Here is a 25,340-nt window from a genome sequence, read left to right as displayed (position 1 = left end):
ACCCGACCCTCGCCACGAGTAGCCTCGGAGCGTTTCGAGACGCGGAAGGCTCGCTCATGTCGTTGCTCACCCCTGCCCGACCCCGCACCCCTGCACAACCACAAACAGTTGCCCGACCCGGCACGTTGGTGCGCGCGTCGGTGACGGTGCTGCTGTCGATGCTCGTCGTGATCGGCACCACCGTGCTGGGCGCCGGCCCAGCCCGCGCCGAGACCCCCGGCAAGCTGCTGCTGGTGCTGGACTCTTCCGGTTCGATGGCCGAGAAGGCCGGCGACGGCAAGACCCGCATGGAGGCCGCGAAGACCGCCATGACCACCGTGGTCGACACCCTCGCGGCCGACGCCAACGTGGGGCTGCGGGTCTACGGCGCGAAGGTCTTCGACAAGAAGTCGGGCAATGCCTGCGCCGACTCGCAGCTGGTGGTGCCGATCGGCACGAACAACAAGGCCGCCCTCAAGAAGGCCATCGGCGGCTTCAAGCCCTACGGCGAGACCCCGATCAGCTACGCGCTCGAGCAGGCGGGCAAGGACGTGGGCGCCAGCGGTCAGCGGTCGATCGTCCTCATCTCCGACGGTGAGGAGACGTGCACCACCGACCCGTGCGTGGCCGCCCAGAAGCTCGCCAACCAGGGCATCGACGTGCGCATCGACGTGGTCGGCTTCGACGTGGCCGGCAAGGCCAAGCAGCAGTTGCAGTGTGTCGCCAAGGTCGGCCGCGGGCAGTACACCGACGTCAAGGACACCAAGGAACTCACCGACCAGCTCAACCAGGCCAAGAAGCGCGCCTCGGAACCGTTCGAGGTCTCGGGCACCCCGGTGACCGGCTCCGCCGACCCGGCGAAGGCCCCCGCGATCACGGCCGCCACCTGGTCTGACACCATGCCCGCTCCGGGCCAGAAGAAGTACTACCGGCTCGAGCGCACGATGACCCGCTCGACGTTCTGGGCCGGGCTGACGATGACCCCCACCCTGTCGGCCGACAAGAACTTCGCGTTCACCGTGATGAAGATCGTGCCGCAGGACGAGGAGTACCCCACCTGCGGCTCGAGCTACCCCTACGCCTGGACCTCCCGCGGACGAACCGCCGGCATGATGACCGGCCGCACCACCTCGGCGGGCCGCCGGGCCGACGCCGTCGCCGACTGCCAGACCAAGCAGCTGGTGCTGTCGATCGAGGCCGACGACGCCGACGACGCACCCGACCTGTCGAAGCAGAAGTTCCAGCTGAACGTCTTCGAGGAGCCGCCAGCCGCCAACGCCGACGCGCTGCCCGAGGCCGTTCCCGATGACCAGAAGCTGGCCTGGACGGCGGTCAAGCACGGCAAGGCGACCAAGGTGGCCACCTCGACCAGCCTCACCAAGGCTCCGACCGTGCAGCCCGGCACCGTGACCTTCGACATCGTGCCCGGTGAGTTCCGGGTGATGAAGGTGCCGGTGGGCTGGGGTCAGCGGCTGCAGGCGATGCTGACCACCGGCGAGCTGCCCCAGTACCGGCGCTCCGGGGCGGCCGACAAGATGGAGCTGATGCTGCTCGCACCGCTGGGCGGCGAGGCCAATGCCCGCTTCGACAAGGCACCGTACGGCGACTCCGACCTGCTCTGGTACAAGGGCACCCAGCTCGGCGCCGGCACCCGCGAGGTGCGCTACAACAACCGGCACGCGGTCGACGAGAGCTCGGTGGCCGCGGGGCTGGCCGGCGACTACTACGTGGTCGTGACCCTCTCGAAGGAGCCGGGCTCACCCGCCAACGCCATCCCGATCACGCTGACGCTGTCGGCGATCGGCAAGGCCGCCACCGGCGCCCCCACCTACGAGGAGCCCAGCTCGCCCGAGGGCAGCGCCTCCCCCACCCCGTCCGCCGAGGCCACGGACGAGACCGGCGCCCCCTCGGGCCAGGCCTCGACCCCGGCCGCCACGCCGACGAGCGGCTCGTCCACCACCCCGGACGACAGCTCGTCCGGCGGTGGCAAGAACTGGCCGCTGATCGGTGGTCTGGCTGGGTTCGGGCTGCTGCTGGGCGGGTTCAGCGTGTGGTTCGCGAACCGGACCCGACGGAGGCCCTGAACGGCCACCAGATGCGCTCGCCGACCAGGGCGAACAGCGCCGGCACGATCACGGTGCGCACCACCAGGGTGTCGACCAGCACGCCTAGGCAGACGATGATGCCGAGCTGGCCCATCACCACCAGCGGCAGCACACCCAGGGCGGCGAACACGGCGGCGAGCACGACTCCCGCCGAGGTGATCACGGCGCCCGTGTGGCGAACCGCCAGCACGGTGGCCTCGCGGGTGGTGGCGCCGACGACGACCTCGTGGCGAATCCGTTCGACCAGGAAGATCGTGTAGTCCACGCCCAGCGCCACCAGGAACAGGAAGGCGAACAGCGGCACCTCGATCGCGTAGGCGGGGGTGTCGAGGATCGCCCGGCTCAGCCACCAGCCGGCGCCCACGGCGGCCGCGGCACTGGCGGCATTCACCGTCAGCAGCAGCAGCGGAGCCAGCAGCGAGCGGGTGAGGAGCCCGACCACGACGAAGCAGACCAGCAGGATCAGCGGGGCGATCAGCAAGAAGTCGCGGGTCTGGGCATCGCGCCGGTCGAGATCCTGGGCGGTCTGGCCGCCAACCACGGCCTCGGCCCCGTCGACGGTCGCGGTGGCGGCTCGCAGGTCGCGGACGAGCTGCAACGAGGCGTCCGAGCCCGGCTCGGCGCTGCCGGTGACGGTGAGGGCGACGCGTCCGTGGGTGGCGTCCTGACCCGATGGCACCACCCGGACGACTCCGGGGGTGTCGGCGATCGCCTGCTGCAGCTGGGCGGTGCGATCGGCTCGTCCGACCACGGTCAACGGCGAGGTCTCGCCGGCCGGGAAGTGGGCGGCGACGGTGCGCAGGCCCGAGGCCGACTCCGACGCGACCCGGAACTGGTCGGCCTGGTCGAGACCGATGCGCACCGAGGCGAGGCCCGAGGCGAAGATGCCGAGCAGGGCGAGCCCGGCCACCAATGAGACGACGGGACGGGCGGTGACGGTGTGGGCGACGCGTCCCCAGAAACCGGGGCGGTCGTCGGCGGCGCCGCTGGCGTCGGCGCGGGGCACGAACGGCCAGAAGATGCCTCGACCGACGATCGCGAGCGCCGCCGGCAGCCCGACGAGCACGGCCACCAGGGCGGTCAGCAGGCCTGCGGCGGACGAGAGGCCGAGCCCCCGAGTCTGGGGCAGCAGGGCGACGAGCAGGGTGAGCATGCCGCCGACGACGGTGAGGTTGCTGGCCAGGATGGCCGGAATGCTGCGCCGCCAGGCCACCCGCAGGGCCTCGCGGTGGTCGGTGTGGTGGTGCAGTTCCTCGCGGTAACGGCTGATCATCAACAGGGCGTAGTTGGTGCCGGCGCCGAACACGAGCACGCTGACGATGCCGCCCTCGGCGTGCCATCCGGTCACCAGCGACAACAGGTTGGTGAGGGTGCCGGCGAGGCGATCGGCCAGCCCGACGACGGCGAGCGGGACGAGCCACAGCAGCGGCGACCGGTAGGTGATCAGCAGCAGCACGGCCACGATGCCGACGGTGACCAGCAGCAGGGTGACGTCGGCACCGGCGAAGCTGGCCGCGATGTCGGCGCCGAAGGCGGGGCCGCCGGTGACCTGCATGGTCAGCCCGGAAGGTAGGTGGTCGGCGATGGTGGTGCGCAGGTCGGCCACCACCTGCTTGTTGCTGGAGTCGTCGTCGGAACTGGTGACCGGAACGATGGTGATGGCCGCCCGGCCGTCCTCACTGACGGTGGCCCCCGTCGGACGGCCCCCTGTGGAGCCACCGCCCGTGGGAGTGGTCAGAGTGGCGGCGACGGTGGCGATCGACTGCTGGTCGGCGGCCGTGAGGGGCTGTCCGTCGGTGCGGGTGGTGACCACCAGCACGGGCTGCTTGTCTGAGCCGGGGAACTGCTTGAGCTGGGCGGCGGCGATGGCCGACTGGGCCTCGGCCGGCAGATTCTGGTCGCGGCTGGCCGTGGACAGTGACCCGAGGGCACTACTCAGACCCCCGAAGACCACCACGTAGGCGATCAGCACCAGCCAGGCGCTGACCTTCCCCGTCAGCACGCGTGCCACCCGATCCATCTGCGTTCCTCCTCGTCAGGGCCCGGATTCTCCGAGCCTGCCTCGAGGCTAGGTGCGGCGGGGCAGCCCGGGCGCGGGGGCCGCGTCCATCGTCTGGTTGACACTCGCACGGCGGCGGGCCTGAAGGGGCCGACGGGCGGCGTGTCCACAAATGGACGCTGGACCGCGTTCGGGCACGAAAAATGGGCACCGGAGTGATCCGGCGCCCATTTTTGGACCGTGTCTTCTTCTGTTGTTTGGGCGGGTGATCCCGTCAGCCAGGGAGCAGGAGGTCGCTCAGGCGGCCGACTCCTCGGCGTCCGCGACGGCGGCCTGCTCGGCGAGCTCGCGCTCGATGCCACGCAGCTGGGTCAGCACCAGCTCGGCGGCGGGGGCCACCAGGGCGGCGGGGTCGGCCACGAGGCCGTTCTCGCCGGGGGCGTTGTCGCCGAAGGCGATGCCGACGGGCTCACCCACCAGCTGCATGCCGTAGTTGGGAACGATGGCGGCCAGCTGCGAGGTGGCGCGACCGGCGCCGCCCCAGCCGTAGCCGACGATGCCGGCGGGCTTGTCGCCCCACTCGGCGAACACCAGGTCGAGGGCATTCTTCAGCGAGGCCGCGTAGCCCCCGTTGTACTCGGGGCTGACGAAGATGAAGGCGTCGGACTCGTCGACGACCTCGGCCCAGGCCTTGGTCGAGTCGAGCTCGTAGCGACCCATCCGCGGCGGCAGGGTCTCCTCGGCCAGCGGCAGCCGCTGGTCCAACAGATCGACGATGCGCACGTCGTGCTCGGTGTTGGCCTGCAGCAGGGGCAGCAGCTCGCGGGCGACCTGCTCGCCGACGCGAACCGGGCGGGTGCTTCCGATGACGACCGAAATGGTGGACATGTGTTCCTCTCAAGGGGGCCGCCCTCGGGGGTTCGGGCGTGGCCGGTGGTGTCTTCCACGTCGTCCAACACGATTGAAGCCTCAATCATTCCCGACGATCGCGACGAGCCGGGTTCCGGTGTCGTCCGAGTCGATGGTCAGCTCACCGCCGACGGTCGCCAGGCGCCGCCGCATCACGTCCAGCCCGTAGCCGGGCCGGCGTGCGCTGGGGTCGAACCCGTGGCCGTCATCGGTGACCGTCAGCCCCGTGTCCGTCAGCGTCAGCGTGCACCGCGCCGCCCCCGCATGGTGCACGACGTTCGCGAGCGCCGACTGCGCCACCCGCAGCAACACCACCTCGACCTCGGACGAGAGCCCTCGTCCGCTGCGCTCGTCGACAAAGGTGACCCGAAGGTCGGGGGTCGACGTGCGCGCGGCCAGGCGCTCGAGCGCGGCGGGCAGCGTGGTGTGGGTGAGGTCGGCCGGCACGAGGGCGGCGACCAACTGGCGGGCCTCGGCGAGCCCGGCCAGCGACGACTCGCGGGCCTGGGTGACCCACTCCCCTGCGCGATCGGGGTCGGCGGGCAGTGACCGTTCGGCCGAGGCCAGCAGCAGGCTGATGCCCTGGAACTGCTGGGCAAGGGTGTCGTGGATCTCGGCGGCAAGGCGCTCGCGCTCGGCCATCACGCCGGCATCGTGCTGGGCCGAGGCCAGGTCGGCCCGGGTGGCCTCGAGTTCGGTGATCAGGCGTTGGCGGTGGTTGCTCTCGGCCACGAGGGAGTCGAAGGTGATCACCGTGGCGGCGGCGACGGCCGCTCCGAGGGTGGGTCCGAGCACCAGCGGCCAGGTCAGGGCGCCCTGATGGTGCGCCAACCCGAAGACGGAGGCGACCAGCTCGAGCGCCACGGTGGCCAGCCCGAGCACCACCCCGTGCAGGTGCAGCGACAGGAAGAACAGCGGGAAGGCGATGTAGGCGGCGACCGGCGCGAGCCACAACAGCAGGCACCAGGCGAGCAGCACCAGCACGAACCACACCCGCAGCAGGGTGCGCCGGTGCCCACCGATGGAGCGCGCGTCGCGCAGTTCGGGCAGCAGCGCCACCCCGGCGACGTAGACGGCGACCAACCCCAGGGCCGCGGCCCAGGCTTGGGCGACCCGGGCGTCGTCCGGGAGCGCGATCGCCGACCAGAGCGCCAGTCCCACCACCAGGGCATGGAGGGCCCAGCGAATCCAGATGACGGCTCGGGCTTGCACGCTGCCCAGCCTAGATGTCCAGAAACGGTCATCGGGGAGAGGATGGAGCGACGCGAGTCTGTGATTGAATCTTCAACTAGTTGGAATGATTCGGGCCGCGCCCGGCGTTGAGAGCGATGACAAGGCACCCAGACGGGTGCCCACCAGCACAGGGGAAATCATGCAGTTCGGACTGTTCAGCGTCGCCGACGTCACTACCGACCCGACCACGGGCCGCACCCCGTCGGAGTACGAGCGCATCAAGGCCCAGGTCGAGATCGGCGTGATGGCCGATCAGGTCGGCCTCGACGTGATGGCCTACGGCCAGCACCACAACCCGCCGTTCGTGGCCTCGTCGCCCACCACCACCATGGCGTTCGTGGCGGCGAAGACCAAGAACATCGTGCTGTCGACGGCCACCACGCTGATCACCACCACCGACCCCGTGCGCATCGCCGAGGACTACGCCACCCTGCAGCACCTGACGGACGGCCGCATGGACCTCATGCTCGGCCGCGGCAACACCGGGCCGGTCTATCCGTGGTTCGGCAAGGACATTCGCAAGGGCATCGAGCTGGCCATCGAGAACTACAACCTGCTCCACCGCCTGTGGCGCGAGGACGTCGTGAACTGGGAGGGCAGCTTCCGCACGCCGCTGCACGGCTTCACCTCGACGCCTCGCCCGCTGGATGGGGTGGCCCCGTTCGTGTGGCACGGCTCGATCCGCAGCCCTGAGATCGCCGAGCAGGCCGCCTACTACGGCGACGGGTTCTTCTCGAACCACATCTTCTGGCCCGCCAGCCACACCGCCCAGATGGTCGACCTCTACCGTCGACGCTTCGAGCACTACGGGCACGGCAGGGCGCACCAGGCGATCGTGGGGCTGGGTGGTCAGGCCTACATCGCCCCCACCTCGCAGCAGGCCGTCAAGGAGTTCCGCCCCTACTTCGACCACGCCCCCGTCTATGGCGGCGGCCCCTCGCTGGAGGACTTCACCGAGCAGACCCCCCTGGTCGTCGGCAGCCCCCAGCAGGTGATCGAGAAGGTGCTCGGCTTCCGTGAATACGTGGGCGACTACCAGCGCCAGCTGTTCCTCATGGACCATGCCGGCCTGCCGCTGACCACCGTGCTCAAGCAGATCGAGTTGCTCGGAACCGAGGTCGTGCCCGTGCTCCGCAAGGAGTTCGCCGCCCTCAAGCCGGCCGACGTGCCGGACGCCCCGACCAGGCGTTCGCTGGTCGAGGCCGCCGGTGGCCCACGCGACACCGCGGACGACTCCGTCAAGCGCGACGAGTGGACCGGAACCCGCGCCGAGGACGGCAACCACCTCACCGACCCCACCACCCAGAACTCGACCACCCAGAAGGGCAACCACTGATGCGCCGCATCACCATCGTCCAGGCCGGACTCCGCAACCCCTCGACCACGGCCATGCTGGCCGACGAACTCAAGGTCGCCGTGCAGGACGCCTTCGTGCTCGCCGGCGACGAGGTCGAGATCACCGTCGTCGACGTGCGCACCCACGCCCACGCCGTGATGGACCACATGCTCACCGGCTTTCCCTCGAAGGCCCTCGAGCAGGCCATCGGCCAGGTCACCTCGGCCGACGGCCTGGTGGTCGTCACCCCGACGTTCTCCGCCTCGTACTCCGGCATGTTCAAGAGCTTCTTCGACGTCATCGAGGCCGGGGCGCTCGCCGACAAGCCCGTGCTGCTGGCGGCCACCGGCGGCACCGAGCGCCATTCGCTGATGATCGACCATGCCCTTCGTCCGCTGTTCGCCTACCTGGGCGCCGACGCGGTGCGCACGGGCGTGTTCGCGGCGACCAGCGACTTCGGGGACGCCGCGGGCTCGCAGGTGGCCGATCGGGCGGCGCGGGCGGCCGGCGAGTTGGCCGCCCGAGTCGTCGGACGAACGCTCGCCGCCCCGGCCGCGAGCACCGAGCCGCTGGCGCCCGACGAGGTGCCCGGGTTCACCCCCTTCGAGCAGTTGCTCGCCCGCGTCACCCGCTGACCCCTCACACGTCCCGGTCTCAGTGGCGACGCGGGACCGCCCCCATACTGGTGGGCATGGAACGCGACGATCTGGTGCGGTTGCGGCGAGCCCGTGATCGCATCGACCGCGACTACGCCGAACGCCTCGACGTGCCAGCCCTGGCCGCCGAGGCGTTCATGTCGGTCGGGCACTTCCAGCGCCAGTTCAAGGCGGCGTTCGGCGAGACTCCGCACTCCTATCTGATGACCCGTCGGGTCGAGCGCGCCCAGGCCCTGTTGCGGCACGGCACGATGAGCGTCACCGAGGTGTGTCTGGCCGTCGGAGCCACCTCGCTGGGGTCGTTCTCGGCGCGGTTCACCGAACTCGTGGGCATGACCCCGAGCCAGTACAAGGCCTCGTCGCACGACGAATGGGCGGGCATTCCGGGCTGCTTCTCGAAGCACGCGATCCGTCCGCGCCGCAGCTGACTGGATTCGGAACTGGTCAGATTTGGAGAAGCCATCGGCGCCCGATGGCTCGTAGCGTGGTCACCATGACAACCACACCCCTCACCCTGACCAACTGCTTCGTGTACGTCGACGACTCGGCGGCGGCCCTGACCTTCTACCGCGACGTGCTCGGCCTGGCCGTCGTCAAGGACGTCAGCAACGGCGACTTCCGCTGGCTCACGTTTTCGACCCCCACCCAGCCCGAACTCGAGATCGTCGTGCAGCAGATCGGCATCGGCGGCCTGCCGATGTCGGACGACGACAAGCGCGCCCAGGCTGACCTGCTCGCCAAGGGTCTGCTGTCGGCCCTGGTGTTCTCCTGCGATGACGTCGACGCGGTGTTCGCGTCGGTGAAGGCGGCCGGAGCCGAGGTGCTGCAGGAGCCCGAGGACCAGTTCTACGGGGTGCGCGACTGCGCCTTCCGCGATCCGGCGGGCAACATGGTGCGGTTCAACCAGACCCTGGCCGAGCAGGCCTGACGGTGTGCCTCCCCGCGGCCCTGCGCGAGCCCGTCGTCGGCGAAGGGGTCTGGTCGGCCTCAGGTGAGGTCGCGGGTGAGGATCGTCCCGTTGCCGATCCCCGGCCCCGGCACGTCACGGGCGCTGCCCCCGTCGATCACCGTCAGCAGGCACCGCACCACCACCCCGTGGGTCACCACCACCAGATCGCCCGCGCCGCGATGGCGCCAGTCGGCCAGGAAGCGGGTGGCTCGTCCGAAGACGTCGGCGGTCGACTCACCGCCACCGTGACGCAACTCCGAGACGTGCAGCCCGCGGGGCGCCAGCAGGGTGGGCAGGTCGGCGACGGGTGTGCCCTGCCAGTCGCCGACGAACTGGTCGCGCAGGCGCAGATCGGTGTGCACGTCACCGACGAGCTCGCGCAGTCCGCCAGCGAGAATGTCCGCGGTCTGGCGGGCCCGCACCTGGTCGGACGACACCAGCGTTGACGCCCGAGTGAGCAGCCCGGCCAGCTCGACCGCCGCGGCGACGGCCTGCTCGCGCCCGAGTTCGGTGAGCGGGGGGTGCGGGGTCTGCCCCTGCATCAGCCCTTGGGCGTTCCAGGTCGACTGACCGTGCCGCAGCAGGTGGATGCGCCGGTGCGCCCGCGCATCGGTGCTTGCCCCCGGCTGGTTCACCCCCGGCTCGTTCATAGGTGTGATTCTCTCAAGCAATGTGTGCACGATGCGCACCCGAACCGGGGTTCACGTCCCAAGCGAGACGCGAACCCCGTTTCAGACGCTCATTTCCCACACGTCACGCCGGCGTCATCGGCCGGGAAGGTGGGTCACGGTCGACACGCTGCGCCTCACCACGGCGCGCAGGTCGTCGGCCGACTCCCCCACCAGCCCGGCCGCCCGGGCCTGCACCAGCAGGTTGCCGATCGCGGTGGCCTCCACGGGTCCGGCCACCACGGGCACCCCCAATCGCGCCGCCGTGCGCCGGCAGAGCAACTCGTTCTGGGCACCGCCACCCACCAGGTGCACCCCGTCGACCTGGCGATCGGCGAGGTCGGCCGCCGCCCGCACCGCACGCGCGAAGGCCTCGGCCAGCGACTCCACCACCAGCCGCACCCAGCCGGCCCGGTCGTCGGGAACCGCCACCGTGTGCTCCCGACACCAGTCCGCGATCCGCTCGGGCATGGACCCGTGACCGCCGTCGTTGGGTGCCAGGAATCGCGGGTCATCGACGTCGACCAGGCCCGCGGGCACCGGACGCCGGGAGGCCTCGGCCAGCAGCGCCGGCAGATCGACCGGCCCCGTTTCCTGCCACGCCCGCACGCACTCGTTGAGCACCCACAGCCCCATCACGTTGTGCAGAAAACGGGTGGTGCCGCCCACCCCACGCTCGTTGGTGAACCCCGCCACCCGGGCCTGTTCAGTGATCACCGGCGCTGCCAGCTCGAGCCCGACCAGCCCCCACGTGCCGCAGCTGATGTAGGCGAACCGCTCGCCAGCGGCCGGCACCGCCACCACGGCGCTGGCGGTGTCGTGACTGGCCACCGCGACCACCTCGGACGAGTAACCGAGCCGCCGCGCGACGTCGGGCAGCACGGCTCCCAGTGGGGTGCCGGGATCGACCAACGGCGGCAGCAGGCGTGGGGGCAACCCGAGGCGGGCGACCAGGTCGAGGTTCCACTCCCCCGTGCGCGGGTCGAGCAGGCCGGTGGTCGAGGCGTTGGTGCGCTCGGCCACCCGAGCCCCGCACAACCACGAGGCCAGCAGGTCGGGCACCAGCAGCAGCTGATCAGCCCGCTGCAGCACGCCCGCGTCTCCCGTGGCCGACGCGAGCGCGGCCAGTTGGAAGAGGGTCGTGAATGGCAGGTGCTGCAGCCCGTTGCGGGCGTACAACTCCTCGGGCCCCACCACGGCATGCACCCGCTCGACCCCTCGTTGGTGGCCCTCGTCGCGGTAGTGCACGACCGGCGCCAGCAACCCGCCGGGGCCACCCCCGCCCACCAGTCCAAAGTCCACCGCCCAGGAGTCGATCCCGATCGAGGCCACCGGGGCTTCAGAGCCCGCGGGGACGGCCCGACGAAGGCCGTCCAGAACGCTCTCGAACAGCCCCGGCAGGTCCCAGGTGAGGCGCCCACCCTCGTCCGCCGGCCGGCGCACCGCGTCGTGGGTGAACCTCGACACCACCTCGATCGCGAGCACCGGGCCCTCGTCCGACGTCGTCAGCCCGCCGACGACCACCCGCCCGCTGGAGGCGCCCAGGTCGACGGCGGCGAATCGGCCACGCCTGCCGGACCCTCTCCAGGCGGACCCACTCATCGCAGGAAGGCCGCAGCCACCCCGGCATCGACCGGCACGTGTAGCCCCGTGGTGTGCGAGAGGTCGGGTCCGGTGAGAACGGCGACGGCATTGGCCACGTGCTCGGGCAGCACCTCGCGCTTGAGGATCGTCCGCTGGGCATAGAAGGCGCCCAGCTCCGACTCCGGCACCCCGTAGGTGGCCGCCCGATTCGCGCCCCACCCCGAGGCGAAGATGCCCGAGCCCCGCACCACCCCGTCGGGGTTGATGCCGTTGACCCGCACCCCGTGCTCGCCGAGTTCGACCGCCAGCAGACGCACCTGATGGGCCTGGTCGGCCTTGGTCGCCGAGTAGGCGATGTTGTTCGGGCCCGCGAACAGGGCGTTCTTCGAGGCGATGTAGACGATGTCGCCGCCCATTCGCTGGTCGATCAGCACCCGCGCCGCCGCCTGCGCCACCAGGAACGAGCCCCGCGCCATCACGTCGTGCTGCAGGTCCCAGTCGTCCACGGTGGTCTCGAGCAGCGGCTTCGACAGCGACAGTCCGGCGTTGTTGACCACCAGGTCGAGCCCGCCGAAGGCCAGCACGGCCTCGTCGACGGCCGCCCGCACCTGCTCGGGGTCGGTGACATCGCACCGCACCCCGACGGCCACGTCGGTCGATCCCAGTTCGGCCGCACCCTGCTGCGCGCGGTCGAGGTCGAGATCGGCGATCACCACGCATGCCCCGTCGGCGGCCAGCCTGGCAGCGGTCGCCTTCCCGATGCCGGACGCCGCACCGGTCACCAGCGCGATCCGGGTGGCGTGCGACTTCGGCTCGGGCATCCGACGCAGTTTCGCCTCTTCGAGCGCCCAGTACTCGATGCGGAACTTCTCGGCGTCGCTGATGGGCGTGTACGTCGACAGCGCCTCGGCGCCCCGCATCACGTTGATCGCGTTCACGTAGAACTCGCCGGCGACCCGCGCGGTCTGCTTGTTCTGGCCGTAGCTGAACATGCCGACGCCCGGCACGAGCACCACCAACGGGTCGGCACCCCGCATGGCCGGCGAATCGGACGACGCGTGCGCCTCGTAGTAGGCGGCGTAGTCGGCGCGGTAACGCTCGTGCAACTGGCGCAGCCGGGCGACCTGGCCGTCGAGGGAGGCGGTGGCGGGCAGGTCGAGCAGCAGCGGCTTGACCTTGGTGCGCAGGAAGTGGTCGGGGCAGCTCGTGCCCAGCTCGGCCAGGCGGGGGCTCTGGTCACGCGCCAGGAAGTCGAGCACCACCTCGCTGTCGGTGACGTGGCCCACCATCGGACGATCGGTGCTCGCCAGCCCACGGATCACGGGGGCCAGGGCGGCGGCGCGGGCGCGGCGCTCGGGCTCGTCCAACGCCTCAAAACCCGGCCTGACGACGCCGAACGGTTCGGGATTGCCGTGGGCCGCGATGTGGGCGGCGGCCGCCGAGATGATCCGGCGGGAGCGGGCCTCGCACTCGTCCGAGGTGTCGCCCCAGGCGGTGATGCCGTGCCCGCCGAGGATGCAGCCGATGGCGGCCGGGTGGTCGCGGCGGATGGCGGCGATGTCGAGCCCGAGTTGGAACCCCGGACGACGCCACGGCACCCAGACCACCTCGTCGCCGAAGATCTCACGCGTCAGGCGTTCGCCGTCGGCGGCCGTGGCGATGGCGATGCCGGCATCGGGGTGCAGGTGGTCGACGTGGGGGGCGTCGACCAGGGCGTGCATGGCGGTGTCGATCGAGGGGGCGGCCCCGCCCTTGCCGAACAGGCAGTGGTCGAAGGCGGCAACCATCTCGTCCTCACGGTCGACGCCCGGGTAGACGTCGGCCAGGGCGCGCACCCGGTCGAGGCGCAGCACGGCCAGCCCGTTCTCGGTGAGCGTGCCGAGGTCGCCGCCGGAGCCCTTCACCCAGAGCAGGTCGACGTCGTCGGCGGTCACGGGGTCGGTGGCGGTGCCCTTCGCCGAGGTGTTGCCGCCGGCGAAGTTGGTGGTGGTGGGGTCGGCGCCCAGCCGGTGGGAGCGGGCGATCAGGTCGTCGATGGTGGTCATGCTTCAGGCTCCCCAGCTCGCCTGGGTGCCACCCACGCGCTCGGACTCGATGCGGCTCTGGTGGTCGGACTCGCGCTGCGCACGCATCGGGTCGCGGGGCAGGCCGCGGCTCTCGCGCCAGTCGGCGAGGTCGGCGCGCACGTCGGTGTGGAAGGCGTCGGTGTAGATCTCGCTGGCCAGCAAAACGTCACCGGCGGCCTCGGCCTCGGCCAACGCGGCCCGGTCGAGCAGCAGGGCACGCGCCGACATCTCCTGAACGTTCAGCACCGAGCGAATCTGGCCGAGGATCTTGTTCTCGATGTTGTGGCACTGGTCGAGCATGAACGCGACATCGGGGGAGTTGAAGCCGCCGCCACGGATCACCTCGGCGAGGATGCGGAACAGCTGGAACGGGTCGGCCGCGCCCACGATCAGGTCGTCGTCGGCGTAGAAGCGGCTGTTGAAGTCGAAGCTTCCGAGTCGTCCGGCGCGCAGCAACTGCATGACGATGAACTCGATGTTGGTGCCGGGAGCGTGGTGGCCGGTGTCGAGGCAGACCACGGCACGCTCGCCGAGGGCCAGCACCTGGGTGAGGGCCGTGCCCCAGTCGGGAACATCGGTGTGGTAGAACGCCGGCTCGAAGAACTTGTACTCCAGCACGAGGCGCTGCTCGTCGCCGAGGTGGGAGTAGATGGTGGCCAGCGAGGTGGCGAGGCGATCCTGACGCCCGCGCAGGTCGGTCTGCCCGGGGTAGTTGGAGCCGTCGGCCAGCCAGATCTTGAGGTCGCGCGACCCGGTGGCGTCCATCACCTCGAGGCAGCGCAGGTGGTGGTCGATCGCCTGCTGGCGCACCGCGGCGTCCACGTGGGTGAGCGACCCGAACTTGTAGGCGTCGTCCTGGAAGGTGTTGGAGTTGATGGTGCCCAGCCGCACCCCCAGGCCCTCGGCGTGGCGGCGCAGGGCCCCGAAGTCGTCGACCAGGTCCCACGGAATGTGCAGGGCGACACTGGGGGCCAGGCCGGTGAGCTCGTGCACGCGGGCGGCGTCGGCGACCTTCTCGAACGGGTCGCGCGGGGTGCCGGGGGTGGCGAACACCTTGAAGCGGGTGCCGGAGTTGCCGAACGCCCAACTGGGCAGTTCGATCTGCTGACCCTCGAGTTGGGTCAGGATCTCGGCGGTGAGCACGGCCACGGCGGCCTCCTGGGGTTGCGTCTGCGGGTGGTTGAATCGTTTCAAGTGGAGCCTACGCAGGGTTCTCGAGGGCGGTCAAGGGGGTGGCGGCGCCCCAGCCCTGTCCCGACACCACCGCGCGCCAACTGACGCGGGCTAGGGTGTCGCCGTGGTGAGCGTGCGCGATGTCGCCGCCGAGGCAGGGGTGTCGGTGGGCACCGTCAGCCACGCCCTCAACCACCCCGACCGGGTCTCGGCCGACAACCTCGCCCGCGTGCAGGCCGCCATCGAACGGCTGGGGTTCGTGCGCAACGAAGGCGCGCGCCAGCTGCGCGCCGGACGATCCCGCAGCCTCGGGTTGGTCGTGCTCGACGCCGGCAACCCGTTCTTCGCCGAGGTCGCCCGCGGGGCCGAACTCGCCGCCGCCGACGCCGGCCTGACGGTGCTCGTCGGCAACTCCGTCGAAGACCCGACCCGCGAATCCGCCTACCTCGACCTGTTCGACGAACAGCGCGTCAGCGGGGTGCTGATCACCCCCACCACGGACGACCCGACCCGCCTGCAACGCCTGCAGTCCCGGGGCATTCCCGTGGTGCTGGTCGACCGCGAACTGGCCGATTCTGGAGCGCCGGGGTTCTCGTCCGTGGCCGTCAACGACACCCTGGGCGGCGACCTGGCCGCCGGCCACCTGCTCAGCCGCGGACGACGCCGGCTGGCCTTCATCGGCGGGCCGCTCAGCCTGCCGCAGGTGAGCCACCGGCTCGAGGGCGCCCGTGCCGCCGTGGCCCGCCACCCGGAGGCCACCATCGAGGTGATCGAGCGCGCTGCCCTGACCGTGCTCGAGGGACGAGCCGCCGCCGAGTCACTGCTGACCCGCGCCCCCGAACGGCGCCCCGATGCCCTCTTCTGCGCCAATGACCTGCTGGCCGTCGGGGCGCTGCAGGCGCTCGTGATGGGCGGCGGCGTGCGGGTGCCCGACGACCTCGCGCTGGTGGGCTACGACGACATCGACTTCGCCGCCGCGACCGTGGTGCCGCTCACCTCGGTGCGCCAGCCGGCGCGCGAGATCGGACGCAGCGCCGTCGAACTGCTGGTGCGGCAGCTCGCCGACCCGCAGTCGGGGCCGCAGGTCGTCCGATTCGATCCCGAACTGGTCGTGCGCGAGTCGAGCTGAGCCCCGCAGACCAGCGGCCTCAGTCCGAGAGGTCGGCGACGGTGGCGTCGAACAGGCGCACGACGTCGTCCGCGGCCACCGTCAGACCCACCCCGTGGGCGCCGCCGCCGATCGAGATCGTGCGCCCGGGCAGGGAGGCGTCCAAGTACACCGGGAGCGCCCGCGCCGAGCCGAACGGGGTGATCGTGCCGCGCTCGTAGCCGGTGACCTCGCGGGCGGTGGCGGCGTCGGGCATCGACAGCCGATTGGTGTCGAGCAGGGTGCGCAGCTTGGGCCAACTGAACTGCTGGTCGCCGGGCACGAGCACGAAGATGAAGCTGTCGTCGGGCAGCTTCACCACCAGCGTCTTCACCAGGTCGCGCGGGGCGATGCCGCGGGCGGCGGCGGCCTCCTCGAGGCTGGCGACCCGCCCGTGGCGGGTGACGGTGAACGCGATGCCGGATTCGCGGGCCGCGACGATGGCCGGCGTGTCGTCAGCCATGGAGCTTGCCGGTCAGATGGGTGAGTTGGTCGAGCAGCGTCGTCATGGCCTTGGGTCGCAGCTCGTTGGGCGTGAACACCCCGTCGGGGAACTCGGTGAAGGCGCTCATCGACACCTGCTGACGCACGTCGACCATCTGGAAGTTCGACACGATCGACCGCCAGTGCTCGACGGCCCGCACCCCGTTGTCGGCGCCATAGCTGACGAAGGCCACGGGCTTGAGCGTCCACTCGGGGCCGATCGAGTCGAAGGCGTTCTTGAAGGCACCCGGCACGGAGTGGTTGTACTCGGGGGTCACGAAGATGAACGCCTGGCAGGCGTCGATCGCTGCTCCCCAGCGGGTCACGTTGTCGGAGTCGTAGTGGCGCTGGGCGGCCCCGGGCACCGTGGACGAGGTGAGCACCGGCAGCGCGAACTGCGCCAGATCGATCAGCTCGAACTCGAGGCCGGCGGCCCGCGCACCCTCGTGGGCATCGGCTTGGTCCTTGACCCAATGCGCCACTGCCTCGGCCTTGCGACCCTCGCGCACCGACCCGATGATGATGCCGACCTTCACGTCCGTCTCCCTCCGCGACCCCGGCGGGGTCTGCTCGGCCCCACGCTAGCCGGGCCTTCGGCGCGTGATGTCCAGAATTGGTCGCCGGACGAGCCGGTGGCGCAGTTTCTGGACCGGATCGCGTTCCAGTGGCCATTTCTGGACATCGGCCTGAGCGAGAACGGGGCTGGCTGGGAACGGATGCGGAGTGAGAAAGGTGCGGCGCGAGACCTAGAGTGGGGCCGTGCCCGACCAGCCCCTGACTCCCGACGGCCCGCTCGCTGCTGACGCGGAGGTGCCCGCCTCCCCAGCCGACCACCGGGCCACGGCGAGCGCCGAGTCCCCCGGGTCACCCGACGAGAACCGCGCCCTGCACTCCCCCTCGGCCGGGCGGGTCACCCTGGTCGGCGGCGGCCCTGGCGACCCCGGGCTGGTCACCCGGGCCGGTGCCGCGGCGCTGATCGCCGCCGACGTGGTGCTCACCGATCACCTGGCCCCGCGTTCCCTGATCGCCGAACTCAACCCCGACGCCGAGATCATCGACGTCGGCAAGATTCCGCGCGGCGAGTTCACCCCGCAGGAGACCATCAACCGGCTGCTCGTCGAGCACGCCCGCCGGGGGCGCGACGTCGTCCGCTTCAAGGGGGGCGACTCGTTCGTCTTCGGCCGTGGCGGCGAGGAGTGGCTGGCCTGCACCGCGGCCGGCGTCGACGTGCGGGTGATCCCCGGCGTCACCTCGGCGGTGTCCGTACCCGAACTGGCGGGCATTCCGGTCACCCACCGCGGCGTCAGCCAGGGCTTCGTGGTGGTCTCGGGCCACATTCCCCCCGACGACCCCCGCAACCAGGCCAACTGGTCGGCGCTGGCCGCCAGCGGTCTCACTCTGGTGATCCTGATGGGGGTCGCCTCGCTGCCCGCGATCGCCGCCACCCTGGTCGCCGAGGGCCTGCCCGCCGACACCCCGGCAGCGGTGGTCGCCGACGGCGGACTCCCCAGTCAGCGCCGCATTGACGGCACCCTGGCCACCATCGCCACCCTGGCCGAGCAGGCCGCCATCGCGCCGCCGGCCGTCTGCGTCGTCGGCGAGGTCGTCCGTGCCCTCGACTGAGGGGCTGCGACTGATCGTCGGGCTGCTGACGGTCGTTCCCGTCGGACGAATCGCCGACCCCACCCCGGCCTCGGCGCGCGTGGCGATGCTGGCCGCTCCCGTCGCCCGCGCCATCGTCGGGCTGCTGGCGGGTGCCGTGATCTGGCTGGCGGGTCTGGTCGGCCTGCCGCCGCTGGTCGCGGGGTTGTTGGCCGTCGCCGCGATCGCCCTCGGCAACCGTGGCATGCACATCGACGGGCTGTCCGACACCGTCGACGGGCTGGGCGCCGGCTGGAACCGGGAGCGCGCCCTCGAAGTGATGCACCTGGGCAACGCCGGGCCGATGGGGGTGGTGGCGGTCGTGCTGGTCGTCGGGCTGCAGGCGGCCTCGTGGGCGGCGTTGGCCGGCGGCCTGCCGGCGTGGCGCGCGGCCGTGGTCGTGGCCGCCCTGGTCACGGCCTCGGGAGTCGCCGCCACCGTGGCCGCCACCCGCGGCCTGCCGGCCGCTCCCCAGTCGGGGTTGGCCGAGCAGGTCGCCTCGGTGGTGCCGCGCTGGCTGACCCTGCTCTGCACGACGCTCGCCGCGGCCGCGCTCGTCGGCGTGGCGGTCGCGGTGGGACTGCCGTGGTGGACGGGGGTGGCGTCGTCCGTGGCCGGGCTGGCGGTGGTGGCCTGGCTGCTCTGGCGCTCGACCCGGGTCTTCGGCGGGGTCACCGGCGACGTGATGGGGGCGGCGATCGAGCTGCACCTGACGGCGGCCAGTGTGGCCGTGTTGGCGGGGGGCCTGCCGTGACCGACAGCGTCCCCACGACGACCGGGACGACGACCTTGGTGACCGGCGGCACCCGTTCGGGCAAGTCGGCCGTCGCCGAGGGTCTGCTCGACCCGCACTCCCCCGTGACCTACGTGGCCTGCGGGCCGACATCCGACGATGCCGACTGGAACGACCGGGTGCGACGCCACCGCGAGCGCCGCCCCGCCGCCTGGACCACCCTCGAGACCCCCGACCTGGTGAGCGCGATCGATGCGCTGACCACTCCGGCGCTGATCGACTGCCTGGGCACCTGGCTGACGGCACAGCTCGATGGCCTCGACGCGTGGCAGCGCTCCAGCGAATCCCTCGAACCCGACCTGCGCGACAGGATCACCGAGCTCGAGCGCGCCATCGCCCGCTGCCCCCACCCCCTGGTGGTGGTCACCAATGAGGTCGGTCAGTCGCTGATCTCGATGGAGCGATCCGGTCGGCTGTTCACCGACTGGCTGGGCTGGACGAACCAGGCCGTCGCCCGGGTCAGCGACCGGGTGGTGCTGGTGGTGGCCGGCTGCGCCCTGACCATCAAGGACTGACGATCAGGGCGAACCGTCTCACTCGGGTCAGCGCACCTCGCGCTCGACGTGCTCGTCGCGGACGACCTCGTGGCGGGTGCGCTGGCGCTGGGCCTGCAGGATGAAGGACAGGATGATGGCCGCCACACCGGCGATCATCAGGATCCAGCCGAGGGTGTCATCGCTGACCCCGGGGATGTTGACCTGGACGGCGAACGCCAGGATGGCGCCGACGACGACCAGGAAGATGCCGAGTCCGATCCACATGATGTTTCTCCTCACTCCGGCGGCGGGAGAGGCACCCGCCGCACGTGCTCGGCAACCTACCGAATCGGTGCGCCGTCGAGCGGGAAGCGCGTCAACGACTGCCCATCTTCCCACCCGTAGGGGTGGTCGAGAGGTCGACCGGAGCGGTCAGGGCGATGGTGTAGCCCGAGGTGACGTCGCCCGTCGCGGTGCCCAACTGGTGCACCCCGCCGTCGTCGCCGAAGACGTTGTCCGACTCGAGGGTGAGCTGCGACAGGTTCGACACCGACTGCTCGTACCCGGCGGTGGCGTAGACGGTGTCGCAGACGTCCTTCGGGAAGGCGAGCTGCGAGGTGGCAATGGCGTTCGTCGAGTCGGTGATGCCCGCCACGGTCTCGTAGACCTCGAAGTGAACATGCGGCCATCGTCCGGTGTAACAGGCCGGGAAGATCGACGTGAACCGCACGACCCCGTCGGCATCGGCCACCTGCACGCCGCGCAGGTAGTTCTCGCCCGTGACCCCCTCGGAGTACATCGAGTAGCGCCCCTCGCGGTCGCAGTGCCAGGCGTAGACCGCGACGCCGCTCCACGGCGCATTGTTCTTCTGCAGGTTCGTCACCGTCAGCTCGATGGTGAGCGGCACGCCCTCGGCGGTCGTGGTGGATGACCCGAAACTCGACCGAATGTCACCGCGGACGATCCCCGACTGCTCCAGCACATCGGGCCCATTGGAGCCGTCGCCCGGATAGGGGCCGGCGGTTTCGTCCGGGATCTCGGTGACGTCGGACGAGGAGGCCGAGCCGGTGGTGCTGGTGCTGGGCGAATCGCTGGTCGCGCTCGATGCTTGGGTCGAACTGGCACCCGTGGTCGAGGTCGCCGAGGAGACCCCGCAGGCGGCCAGCGCGACCGCCCCCGCGCCGGCGCCGACCAGCCCCAGCAGGCCGCGGCGGTGCAAGAGGGTGGTGACGTCGAAGGCGAGCCCCTGGTCTTGCACCTCGTCGTCGGGGCGCGGGAGCACGCGGCCCTCGAAGGTGGGCCGGGCTTCCGTTGGCGTGGTGTTGGTCGGCTGGTTCATGGCTTGCTCCTGGGGAGTCGGTCTGGCGCCACCGGGTTCGGCGACACTCCTCAGGGAATCGGTCGGGTCTGTGCGGTCCCTGTGCGCCCTTTGTGAGTGGGCTGCGAGTGACGGGGCCGCGAGTGACCCGGCCCCGGCTCAGCGCCAGGCGCCCCGCACGTGCTGCGGCGGGTACAACTGGGCCGGGTCGACCTCCACCCCCAGCTCGTGCGCCGCGCGCTGGGGCCAGTGAGGGTCGCGCAGGGCGGCTCGTCCGAGCAGCACGACATCGGCATGACCGTCGGCGATCACCTGCTCGGCCTGTCGCGGGGTGGTGATCAGGCCGACGGCGCCGGCGCGCACCCCGCCCCGGTTGCGAATCTCGGTGGCCAGCGGCACTTGGTAGCCGGGGCCGACCTCGATCGGCACCACCGCGTTGCCGCCCGACGAGACGTCGACCAGGTCGACGCCGTGACGGCTCAGCTCGGCGGCCAGTTCGACGGACTCCTCGAGGGTCCAGGCGGGCTGGTCGTCCACCCAGTCGGTCGCCGAGATGCGGACGATCACGGGCACGCCCTCGCCGACCTCGGCGCGGATGGCGTCGACGACCTCGAGCAGCAACCGGGAGCGGTTGGCGAAGGGGCCGCCGTAGGAGTCGGTGCGGTGGTTGCTGAGCGGCGAGAGGAACTGGTGCAGCAGGTAGCCGTGGGCGGAGTGCACCTCGAGCACCTCGAAGCCGGCGCGGACCGCCCGCCCGGCGGCCTCGGCGAAGGCGCGCACGACGGCGGCCAGGTCGTCCGTGGTCAGTTCGGTGGGTTCGAGCAGACCGGGGAACGGGGCGCCGGAGGGGCCGACCGGGGTCCAGCCGCCCTCGTCGGCGGGGGCGATGCCGGTGGCTTCGCCGGGGAAGCCGCGCCGGGTCGAGGCCTTGCGGCCGGCGTGCGCCAGCTGGATGGCGGGGGTGGCCCCCTGGGAGGCGATGAAGGCGGTGATTCGTTGCCAGGCGGCGACCTGGTCGTCGTTCCAGATGCCGGTGTCCTGCGGGCTGATGCGACCCTCGGGCACCACGGCGGTGGCCTCGGTCATCACCAGACCGAACCCGCCCTGGGCGCGCGCGCCGAGGTGGGCCAGGTGCCAGTCAGTGGGCACACCGTCCTGCAACTCGACGGAGTACATGCACATCGGCGCGAGCCAGATGCGGTTGCGGATGGTGGTGCCGCGCAGGGTGATGGGTGCGAAGAGTGAGCTCACGCTGGGGGCAACGCCGAGACCGGGGCGACTTGTTCCCCGGCCGCTTGGCTCGGTGTCCACCACGATCCGCTACAAAGATCTACACGCGGGCTGAGCTGACCCCCGTTCTGGGGGGGTGGGCCGAGCCACGGTGCAGAAGTTTGTAGCGGGTGAAAGGTGGCGGGCCTGCCGTCTGCCGACCGACCCCGATGGCACCGGGTGAGACGGGCTAGTTTGTTGCCATGAGCACCGCAGAGGCCTACCGCGCGCACGCGGCCACCTTCACCCGCCTCGTGGAGGGCACCACCGACTGGAACGCGCCGTCGCCGGTCGAGGAGTGGCGCGCCCACGACGTCGTCGAGCACCTCACCACGTGGCTCCCCGGCATGCTGCGCGGGCTCGGTGTCGACCTGCCCGACGTCACCTCCGACGACCCGGTCGAGGCCTGGCGCGAGCTCGACGGCCGGGTGCAGGCCCTGCTCGACGACCCCGCGACGGCCGGCCAGCGGGTCACCAACTTCCAGGGCGACGAGGTCGCTCTCGAAGATCTGCTGGCCCAGTACTACGTGCCCGACGTGTTCATGCACGCCTGGGACCTCGCTCGCGCGACCGGTCAGCCGCTCGAGCTCGACCCGCCGACCACGCAGGCCCTCGTCGACGGCATGAGCGACCAGGTCGAGATGCTGCGCACCAGCGGCCAGTTCGGCAACCCGGTGCTGCTGGACTCGTCCCACTCCCCGCAGGACCGGCTGATCGCCCTGATCGGACGAGACCCCGGCTGGTCCCCTCCCGAGCACGACCCGGGGCTGCCGGTCGACGAGCTGGCCAACGAGGTTCCCGACCATGAGTGAGCCGGCCGTCCCCGTGCCCGATGACAAGGACTGGACCTTCGTCACCACCGACGGCTGCCCCGACTGCGGCTTCACCCCGACGTCGGTGACCGAGGTCGGCCCGCGGGTACGCGCCGGCATCGATGCCTGGCGCGAGCGGTTGGCCCGACCCGACGCCCGGGATCGTCCGGCCGAAACCACCTGGTCACCGCTGGAATACGGCGCCCACGTGCGCGACGTGTGCGCGCTGTTCCGGGAGCGACTGGCGCTGATGCTGCGCGAGGACGACCCGACCTTCGCCAACTGGGACCAGGACCAGGCCGCGATCGAGGGGCGCTACTGGACGCTCGACCCGCGCATCGTCGCGGAGCAGTTCGCGGACGAGGCCACCCTGACGTCGGCCGCCTTCGACCAGGTGACCCCGGATCAGTGGGGGCGGCGGAGCCTGCGCAGCAACGGCTCCCAGTTCACGGTGGAGACCTTCGCGGCGTACTTCCTGCACGACCTCGTGCACCACGGCCACGACGTCGGCATCGCCACCTGACCCTGGCCGTCAGGCGCGGGCGTTGAGCACCTCGTCCAGGTCGTAGCTGACGGGCTCGTCCAACTGGTCGTAGGTGCACGACTCCGGGTCGCGGTCGTCGCGCCAGCGCACGAACTGCGCCGTGTGCCGAAAGCGATTCCCCTCCATGTGGTCGTAGCGCACCTCGACCACCCGCTCGGGGCGCAGCGGCGTGAACGACAGATCCTTGCTGGCATTCCAGCGTGAGTGCGCGGACGACGTGGGCGTGCGCGGGAAGGACTGGTCACGATTGTCGGGCAGCGCGTCGGCGGCGACGTCGTCCAGGTCGCCCTCACCCTCGCCACCCCAGTTCCAGGGATGCCCCTTCAGCGTGGTGACCAGCGGCTGCAGCTCGGCGAAGAGTTCCTTGCGGCGCTCCATCGGGAACGCACCGATCACCCCCACCGAGTTGAGGGTGCCGTCGTCGGCGTACAACCCGAGCAGCAACGAGCCGATGCGGTCGTCCCCCGAGGTGTGGGTCCGGTAGCCGGCGACCACGCAATCGGCCGTGCGCTCGTGCTTGATCTTGTACATGGCGCGCTTGTCCTCGAGGTACAGCACGTCGAGCGGCTTGGCGATCACCCCGTCGAGCCCGGCCCCCTCGAACTGGGTGAACCAGCGCTTCGCCACCTCGCGGTCGCGGGTCGCCGGAGTCAGGTGAATGGGCGGCTTCGCCTTGGCCAGCGCCTTCTCGAGGGCGGCCCGGCGTTCCTCGAAGGGCCGCTCGGTGTAGTTGATCTCACCGAGAGCCAGCAGGTCGAAGGCCACGAACGAGGCGGGCATCGACGCCGACAACTTCTTCACCCGGCTCGCCGCCGGATGGATGCGCTGCTGCAGCGCCTCGAAGTTGAGTCGGTCACCGTGCTCGGGGTCGACCATCACGATCTCGCCGTCGATCACGCACGGGTCGGGGAAGTTGGCCTTGATCGCCTCGACCAGTTCGGGGAAGTAGCGGGTCATGGGCTTGGTGTTGCGCGATCCGATCTCGACCTCGTCGCCCGATCGCCAGATCAGCGAGCGGAACCCGTCCCACTTGGGCTCGAAGATGACATCGGCCTTCGGGAACTCCTTGACGGGCTTGGCCAGCATGGGTCCGAACGGCGGCACCACCGGCACACCCCAGTGGGCATCGCGCTCGGCCTTGGGGGCCATGTACTCCTCGTCGTCGCGATCCTTGCGGCGCTTGCTGGGCTGCACCCGCGGAGGCTCCCCGGGCATCTTGGGGTAGTCGGGCGGGAAGTTCAGTTCGCCCAGGCCGCGGGCCAGCTGGTCGTCCCACAACGCGAGGGCACCCTCGATCGTGCCCACGGAATCGTCCATCGCGTTGCCCGGCAGCGCCCACGCGTGGCCGCGGTCGGCGACGATACCGGGCACGGTGCGCACCGTGAAGTCGCCGGGTTGGCAGTCGCGCAGTTCGTCCCAGGTGACCGGGAACGAGACCGGCGCCCCGGGCAGCGGACGAGGCGAGTACGCGCCAGCGATCGTCCGGTCTCGGCAGGCCTGGTTGAAGTCGACGAAGATGCGCTCGCCACGCTCCTCCTTCCACCACGACGAGGTGACCAGGTCGGGCAGGCGGCGCTCGAGTTCGCGGGCGATGCCGATCACGGCGTGGCGCACCACCAGGAACTCGTGGTCGGGACGAATGCGCGCGAACACGTGCACGCCGCGGTTGCCGGAGGTCTTCACCCAGGGCGTCAACCCGAGCTCGGTCATCAGGTCGCGCAGCGCGAAGGCGGCCGTGACCGCATCGTCGAAACCGCGCCCGGGCTGCGGGTCGAGATCGATGCGCAGCTCGTCGGGATTGTCGAGATTGTCGGTGCGCACCGGCCACGGATGCATGGTGATGGTCGACATCTGCGCGAGCCAGATGGCGCCCTCGATGTCGTCGACGACCAGCTGTTCGTGCTTGCGGCGGCTGGGATAGGTGCACATCACGGTGCGCATCCACTCGGGCATGCCCTTGGGTGGGCGCTTGGAGTAGAACGGGTCGCCGGTGATGCCGTCGGGGAAGCGCTGCAAGGTCACCGGACGATCGCCGATCGCCTGCAACAACCCCGGCTCGACCGCCCGCAGGTACTCGGCGAGCTCGGCCTTGGTCACGGCGCGGCCATCGGGCATGTGGTCGGCCGGCCACAGTTCCTTGTCGGGATTCGACAGGGTGACCTCGTGCGCTGTCATGGTCGCGAGCCTAGTCAACCTCTCT

General features: G+C 71.0%; 24 protein-coding genes. 11 read left to right on the top strand and 13 right to left on the bottom strand.

All coding sequences use genetic code 11. The annotated features are described in order from the left end of the window. Window positions 1–56: 56 nt before the first annotated feature. The gene (locus ACSDQ9_RS04170; protein WP_435144015.1) at window positions 57–2,063 is read left to right on the top strand and encodes a vWA domain-containing protein; all 2,007 of its coding nucleotides are present in this window, start codon (window positions 57–59) and stop codon (window positions 2,061–2,063) included. On the opposite strand, the gene ACSDQ9_RS04165 is transcribed toward ACSDQ9_RS04170, so the two are convergent. The 3 genes from ACSDQ9_RS04165 to ACSDQ9_RS04155 form a co-directional block, all read right to left on the bottom strand. After that, window positions 2,023–4,104, bottom strand: a complete 2,082-nt coding sequence (locus ACSDQ9_RS04165) for an MMPL family transporter (RefSeq protein ID WP_435144012.1) — start codon at window positions 4,102–4,104, stop codon at window positions 2,023–2,025. The genes ACSDQ9_RS04170 and ACSDQ9_RS04165 overlap by 41 nt on opposite strands. 276 nt (window positions 4,105–4,380) lie before the next feature. Next, window positions 4,381–4,971: an NADPH-dependent FMN reductase gene (locus ACSDQ9_RS04160; RefSeq protein WP_435144009.1), complete on the bottom strand. Its 591-nt coding sequence runs from the start codon at window positions 4,969–4,971 to the stop codon at window positions 4,381–4,383. An 81-nt stretch (window positions 4,972–5,052) separates the two neighbouring features. Beyond that, window positions 5,053–6,204 (bottom strand): sensor histidine kinase, encoded by a 1,152-nt coding sequence (locus ACSDQ9_RS04155; protein WP_435144005.1) that lies wholly within the window; start codon window positions 6,202–6,204, stop codon window positions 5,053–5,055. A gap of 160 nt (window positions 6,205–6,364) precedes the next feature. Between ACSDQ9_RS04155 and ACSDQ9_RS04150 the strand changes: the two genes are divergently transcribed. The 4 genes from ACSDQ9_RS04150 to ACSDQ9_RS04135 all read left to right on the top strand — a co-directional run bounded on the left by ACSDQ9_RS04150 (window position 6,365) and on the right by ACSDQ9_RS04135 (window position 9,145). Further along, entirely contained in the window at window positions 6,365–7,561 is a 1,197-nt protein-coding gene (locus ACSDQ9_RS04150) for an LLM class flavin-dependent oxidoreductase (RefSeq protein WP_435144002.1), read from the top strand. After that, on the top strand, window positions 7,561–8,196 hold the full coding sequence (locus ACSDQ9_RS04145) for a CE1759 family FMN reductase (RefSeq protein ID WP_435144001.1): 636 nt from the start codon (window positions 7,561–7,563) through the stop codon (window positions 8,194–8,196). Before ACSDQ9_RS04150 ends, ACSDQ9_RS04145 begins: the two co-directional genes overlap by 1 nt. A gap of 56 nt (window positions 8,197–8,252) precedes the next feature. Further along, window positions 8,253–8,645 carry a helix-turn-helix transcriptional regulator gene (locus tag ACSDQ9_RS04140; protein WP_435143999.1) on the top strand — a complete coding sequence of 131 codons (393 nt, stop codon included), beginning with the start codon at window positions 8,253–8,255 and terminating at the stop codon, window positions 8,643–8,645. Between the two features lie 65 nt (window positions 8,646–8,710). Next, window positions 8,711–9,145 (top strand): VOC family protein, encoded by a 435-nt coding sequence (locus ACSDQ9_RS04135; RefSeq protein ID WP_435143997.1) that lies wholly within the window; start codon window positions 8,711–8,713, stop codon window positions 9,143–9,145. A 59-nt stretch (window positions 9,146–9,204) separates the two neighbouring features. On the opposite strand, the gene ACSDQ9_RS04130 is transcribed toward ACSDQ9_RS04135, so the two are convergent. From ACSDQ9_RS04130 to rhaI, 4 genes are all read right to left on the bottom strand, one after another. Next, a complete protein-coding gene (locus ACSDQ9_RS04130) occupies window positions 9,205–9,816 on the bottom strand; it encodes a histidine phosphatase family protein (RefSeq protein ID WP_435143994.1) in 612 nt (203 codons plus the stop codon). Window positions 9,817–9,930: 114 nt separating this feature from the next. Then, window positions 9,931–11,436: a rhamnulokinase gene (locus ACSDQ9_RS04125; protein WP_435143991.1), complete on the bottom strand. Its 1,506-nt coding sequence runs from the start codon at window positions 11,434–11,436 to the stop codon at window positions 9,931–9,933. Then, the gene (locus tag ACSDQ9_RS04120) at window positions 11,433–13,463 is read right to left on the bottom strand and encodes a bifunctional aldolase/short-chain dehydrogenase (protein ID WP_435143990.1); all 2,031 of its coding nucleotides are present in this window, start codon (window positions 13,461–13,463) and stop codon (window positions 11,433–11,435) included. The genes ACSDQ9_RS04125 and ACSDQ9_RS04120 overlap by 4 nt, the downstream gene beginning before the upstream one ends. Before the next feature lie 3 nt (window positions 13,464–13,466). Next, window positions 13,467–14,678: an L-rhamnose isomerase gene (rhaI, locus tag ACSDQ9_RS04115; RefSeq protein WP_435143987.1), complete on the bottom strand. Its 1,212-nt coding sequence runs from the start codon at window positions 14,676–14,678 to the stop codon at window positions 13,467–13,469. 103 nt (window positions 14,679–14,781) lie between these two features. Here rhaI and ACSDQ9_RS04110 point away from each other — a divergent pair, with 103 nt between their 5' ends. Further along, window positions 14,782–15,786, top strand: a complete 1,005-nt coding sequence (locus ACSDQ9_RS04110) for a LacI family DNA-binding transcriptional regulator (protein WP_435143984.1) — start codon at window positions 14,782–14,784, stop codon at window positions 15,784–15,786. A gap of 19 nt (window positions 15,787–15,805) precedes the next feature. On the opposite strand, the gene ACSDQ9_RS04105 is transcribed toward ACSDQ9_RS04110, so the two are convergent. Next, the gene (locus ACSDQ9_RS04105; RefSeq protein ID WP_435143982.1) at window positions 15,806–16,267 is read right to left on the bottom strand and encodes an aminoacyl-tRNA deacylase; all 462 of its coding nucleotides are present in this window, start codon (window positions 16,265–16,267) and stop codon (window positions 15,806–15,808) included. Continuing rightward, window positions 16,260–16,823: an NADPH-dependent FMN reductase gene (locus tag ACSDQ9_RS04100; protein ID WP_435143979.1), complete on the bottom strand. Its 564-nt coding sequence runs from the start codon at window positions 16,821–16,823 to the stop codon at window positions 16,260–16,262. Before ACSDQ9_RS04100 ends, ACSDQ9_RS04105 begins: the two co-directional genes overlap by 8 nt. A gap of 349 nt (window positions 16,824–17,172) precedes the next feature. Here ACSDQ9_RS04100 and cobA point away from each other — a divergent pair, with 349 nt between their 5' ends. Genes cobA through ACSDQ9_RS04085 form a run of 3 tightly spaced genes read left to right on the top strand, consistent with a single transcriptional unit; the run spans window position 17,173 to window position 19,236 of the window. Next, window positions 17,173–17,910 (top strand): uroporphyrinogen-III C-methyltransferase, encoded by a 738-nt coding sequence (cobA, locus tag ACSDQ9_RS04095; RefSeq protein ID WP_435144909.1) that lies wholly within the window; start codon window positions 17,173–17,175, stop codon window positions 17,908–17,910. Beyond that, a complete protein-coding gene (locus ACSDQ9_RS04090) occupies window positions 17,897–18,682 on the top strand; it encodes an adenosylcobinamide-GDP ribazoletransferase (RefSeq protein ID WP_435143976.1) in 786 nt (261 codons plus the stop codon). Before cobA ends, ACSDQ9_RS04090 begins: the two co-directional genes overlap by 14 nt. Then, window positions 18,679–19,236, top strand: a complete 558-nt coding sequence (locus ACSDQ9_RS04085; RefSeq protein ID WP_435143973.1) for a bifunctional adenosylcobinamide kinase/adenosylcobinamide-phosphate guanylyltransferase — start codon at window positions 18,679–18,681, stop codon at window positions 19,234–19,236. The genes ACSDQ9_RS04090 and ACSDQ9_RS04085 overlap by 4 nt, the downstream gene beginning before the upstream one ends. A 27-nt stretch (window positions 19,237–19,263) precedes the next feature. On the opposite strand, the gene ACSDQ9_RS04080 is transcribed toward ACSDQ9_RS04085, so the two are convergent. From ACSDQ9_RS04080 to ACSDQ9_RS04070, 3 genes are all read right to left on the bottom strand, one after another. Then, window positions 19,264–19,482: a DUF6458 family protein gene (locus ACSDQ9_RS04080; protein WP_435143971.1), complete on the bottom strand. Its 219-nt coding sequence runs from the start codon at window positions 19,480–19,482 to the stop codon at window positions 19,264–19,266. A gap of 91 nt (window positions 19,483–19,573) precedes the next feature. Next, window positions 19,574–20,536, bottom strand: a complete 963-nt coding sequence (locus ACSDQ9_RS04075) for an intradiol ring-cleavage dioxygenase (protein WP_435143969.1) — start codon at window positions 20,534–20,536, stop codon at window positions 19,574–19,576. Window positions 20,537–20,674: 138 nt separating this feature from the next. Then, complete coding sequence (locus ACSDQ9_RS04070) at window positions 20,675–21,766, bottom strand: NADH:flavin oxidoreductase/NADH oxidase (RefSeq protein WP_435143967.1); 1,092 nt, start codon at window positions 21,764–21,766, stop codon at window positions 20,675–20,677. Window positions 21,767–21,987: 221 nt separating this feature from the next. On the opposite strand from ACSDQ9_RS04070, the gene ACSDQ9_RS04065 reads away from it, so the two are divergent. Both ACSDQ9_RS04065 and ACSDQ9_RS04060 read left to right on the top strand, forming a co-directional pair. Beyond that, window positions 21,988–22,596, top strand: coding sequence for a maleylpyruvate isomerase family mycothiol-dependent enzyme (locus tag ACSDQ9_RS04065; RefSeq protein WP_435143965.1), 609 nt, complete (start codon window positions 21,988–21,990; stop codon window positions 22,594–22,596). Further along, window positions 22,589–23,119, top strand: a complete 531-nt coding sequence (locus tag ACSDQ9_RS04060) for a DinB family protein (RefSeq protein WP_435143962.1) — start codon at window positions 22,589–22,591, stop codon at window positions 23,117–23,119. Before ACSDQ9_RS04065 ends, ACSDQ9_RS04060 begins: the two co-directional genes overlap by 8 nt. Before the next feature lie 9 nt (window positions 23,120–23,128). Here ACSDQ9_RS04060 and ACSDQ9_RS04055 read toward each other — a convergent pair whose 3' ends face one another. After that, the gene (locus ACSDQ9_RS04055; protein WP_435143959.1) at window positions 23,129–25,315 is read right to left on the bottom strand and encodes an ATP-dependent DNA ligase; all 2,187 of its coding nucleotides are present in this window, start codon (window positions 25,313–25,315) and stop codon (window positions 23,129–23,131) included. Window positions 25,316–25,340: the final 25 nt, after the last annotated feature.

Origin of the sequence: Aestuariimicrobium soli (genome assembly GCF_051192575.1) — a bacterium.
GTDB classification, from domain to species: domain Bacteria; phylum Actinomycetota; class Actinomycetes; order Propionibacteriales; family Propionibacteriaceae; genus Aestuariimicrobium; species Aestuariimicrobium soli.
Note: the sequence above shows the minus strand (reverse complement) of the source record. Positions and strands in the feature narration are given on the sequence as shown.

Bases quoted from the DNA above. Each gene is read 5' to 3' on its own strand.
- ACSDQ9_RS04170 (WP_435144015.1), top strand. From the start codon at position 57: ATGTCGTTGCTCACCCCTGCCCGACCCCGCACCCCTGCACAACCACAA.
- ACSDQ9_RS04165 (WP_435144012.1), bottom strand. From the start codon at position 4,104: ATGGATCGGGTGGCACGCGTGCTGACGGGGAAGGTCAGCGCCTGGCTG.
- ACSDQ9_RS04160 (WP_435144009.1), bottom strand. From the start codon at position 4,971: ATGTCCACCATTTCGGTCGTCATCGGAAGCACCCGCCCGGTTCGCGTC.
- ACSDQ9_RS04150 (WP_435144002.1), top strand. From the start codon at position 6,365: ATGCAGTTCGGACTGTTCAGCGTCGCCGACGTCACTACCGACCCGACC.
- ACSDQ9_RS04145 (WP_435144001.1), top strand. From the start codon at position 7,561: ATGCGCCGCATCACCATCGTCCAGGCCGGACTCCGCAACCCCTCGACC.
- ACSDQ9_RS04140 (WP_435143999.1), top strand. From the start codon at position 8,253: ATGGAACGCGACGATCTGGTGCGGTTGCGGCGAGCCCGTGATCGCATC.
- ACSDQ9_RS04135 (WP_435143997.1), top strand. From the start codon at position 8,711: ATGACAACCACACCCCTCACCCTGACCAACTGCTTCGTGTACGTCGAC.
- ACSDQ9_RS04130 (WP_435143994.1), bottom strand. From the start codon at position 9,816: ATGAACGAGCCGGGGGTGAACCAGCCGGGGGCAAGCACCGATGCGCGG.
- ACSDQ9_RS04125 (WP_435143991.1), bottom strand. From the start codon at position 11,436: ATGAGTGGGTCCGCCTGGAGAGGGTCCGGCAGGCGTGGCCGATTCGCC.
- ACSDQ9_RS04120 (WP_435143990.1), bottom strand. From the start codon at position 13,463: ATGACCACCATCGACGACCTGATCGCCCGCTCCCACCGGCTGGGCGCC.
- ACSDQ9_RS04105 (WP_435143982.1), bottom strand. From the start codon at position 16,267: ATGGCTGACGACACGCCGGCCATCGTCGCGGCCCGCGAATCCGGCATC.
- ACSDQ9_RS04080 (WP_435143971.1), bottom strand. From the start codon at position 19,482: ATGTGGATCGGACTCGGCATCTTCCTGGTCGTCGTCGGCGCCATCCTG.
- ACSDQ9_RS04075 (WP_435143969.1), bottom strand. From the start codon at position 20,536: ATGAACCAGCCGACCAACACCACGCCAACGGAAGCCCGGCCCACCTTC.
- ACSDQ9_RS04065 (WP_435143965.1), top strand. From the start codon at position 21,988: ATGAGCACCGCAGAGGCCTACCGCGCGCACGCGGCCACCTTCACCCGC.
- ACSDQ9_RS04060 (WP_435143962.1), top strand. From the start codon at position 22,589: ATGAGTGAGCCGGCCGTCCCCGTGCCCGATGACAAGGACTGGACCTTC.
- ACSDQ9_RS04055 (WP_435143959.1), bottom strand. From the start codon at position 25,315: ATGACAGCGCACGAGGTCACCCTGTCGAATCCCGACAAGGAACTGTGG.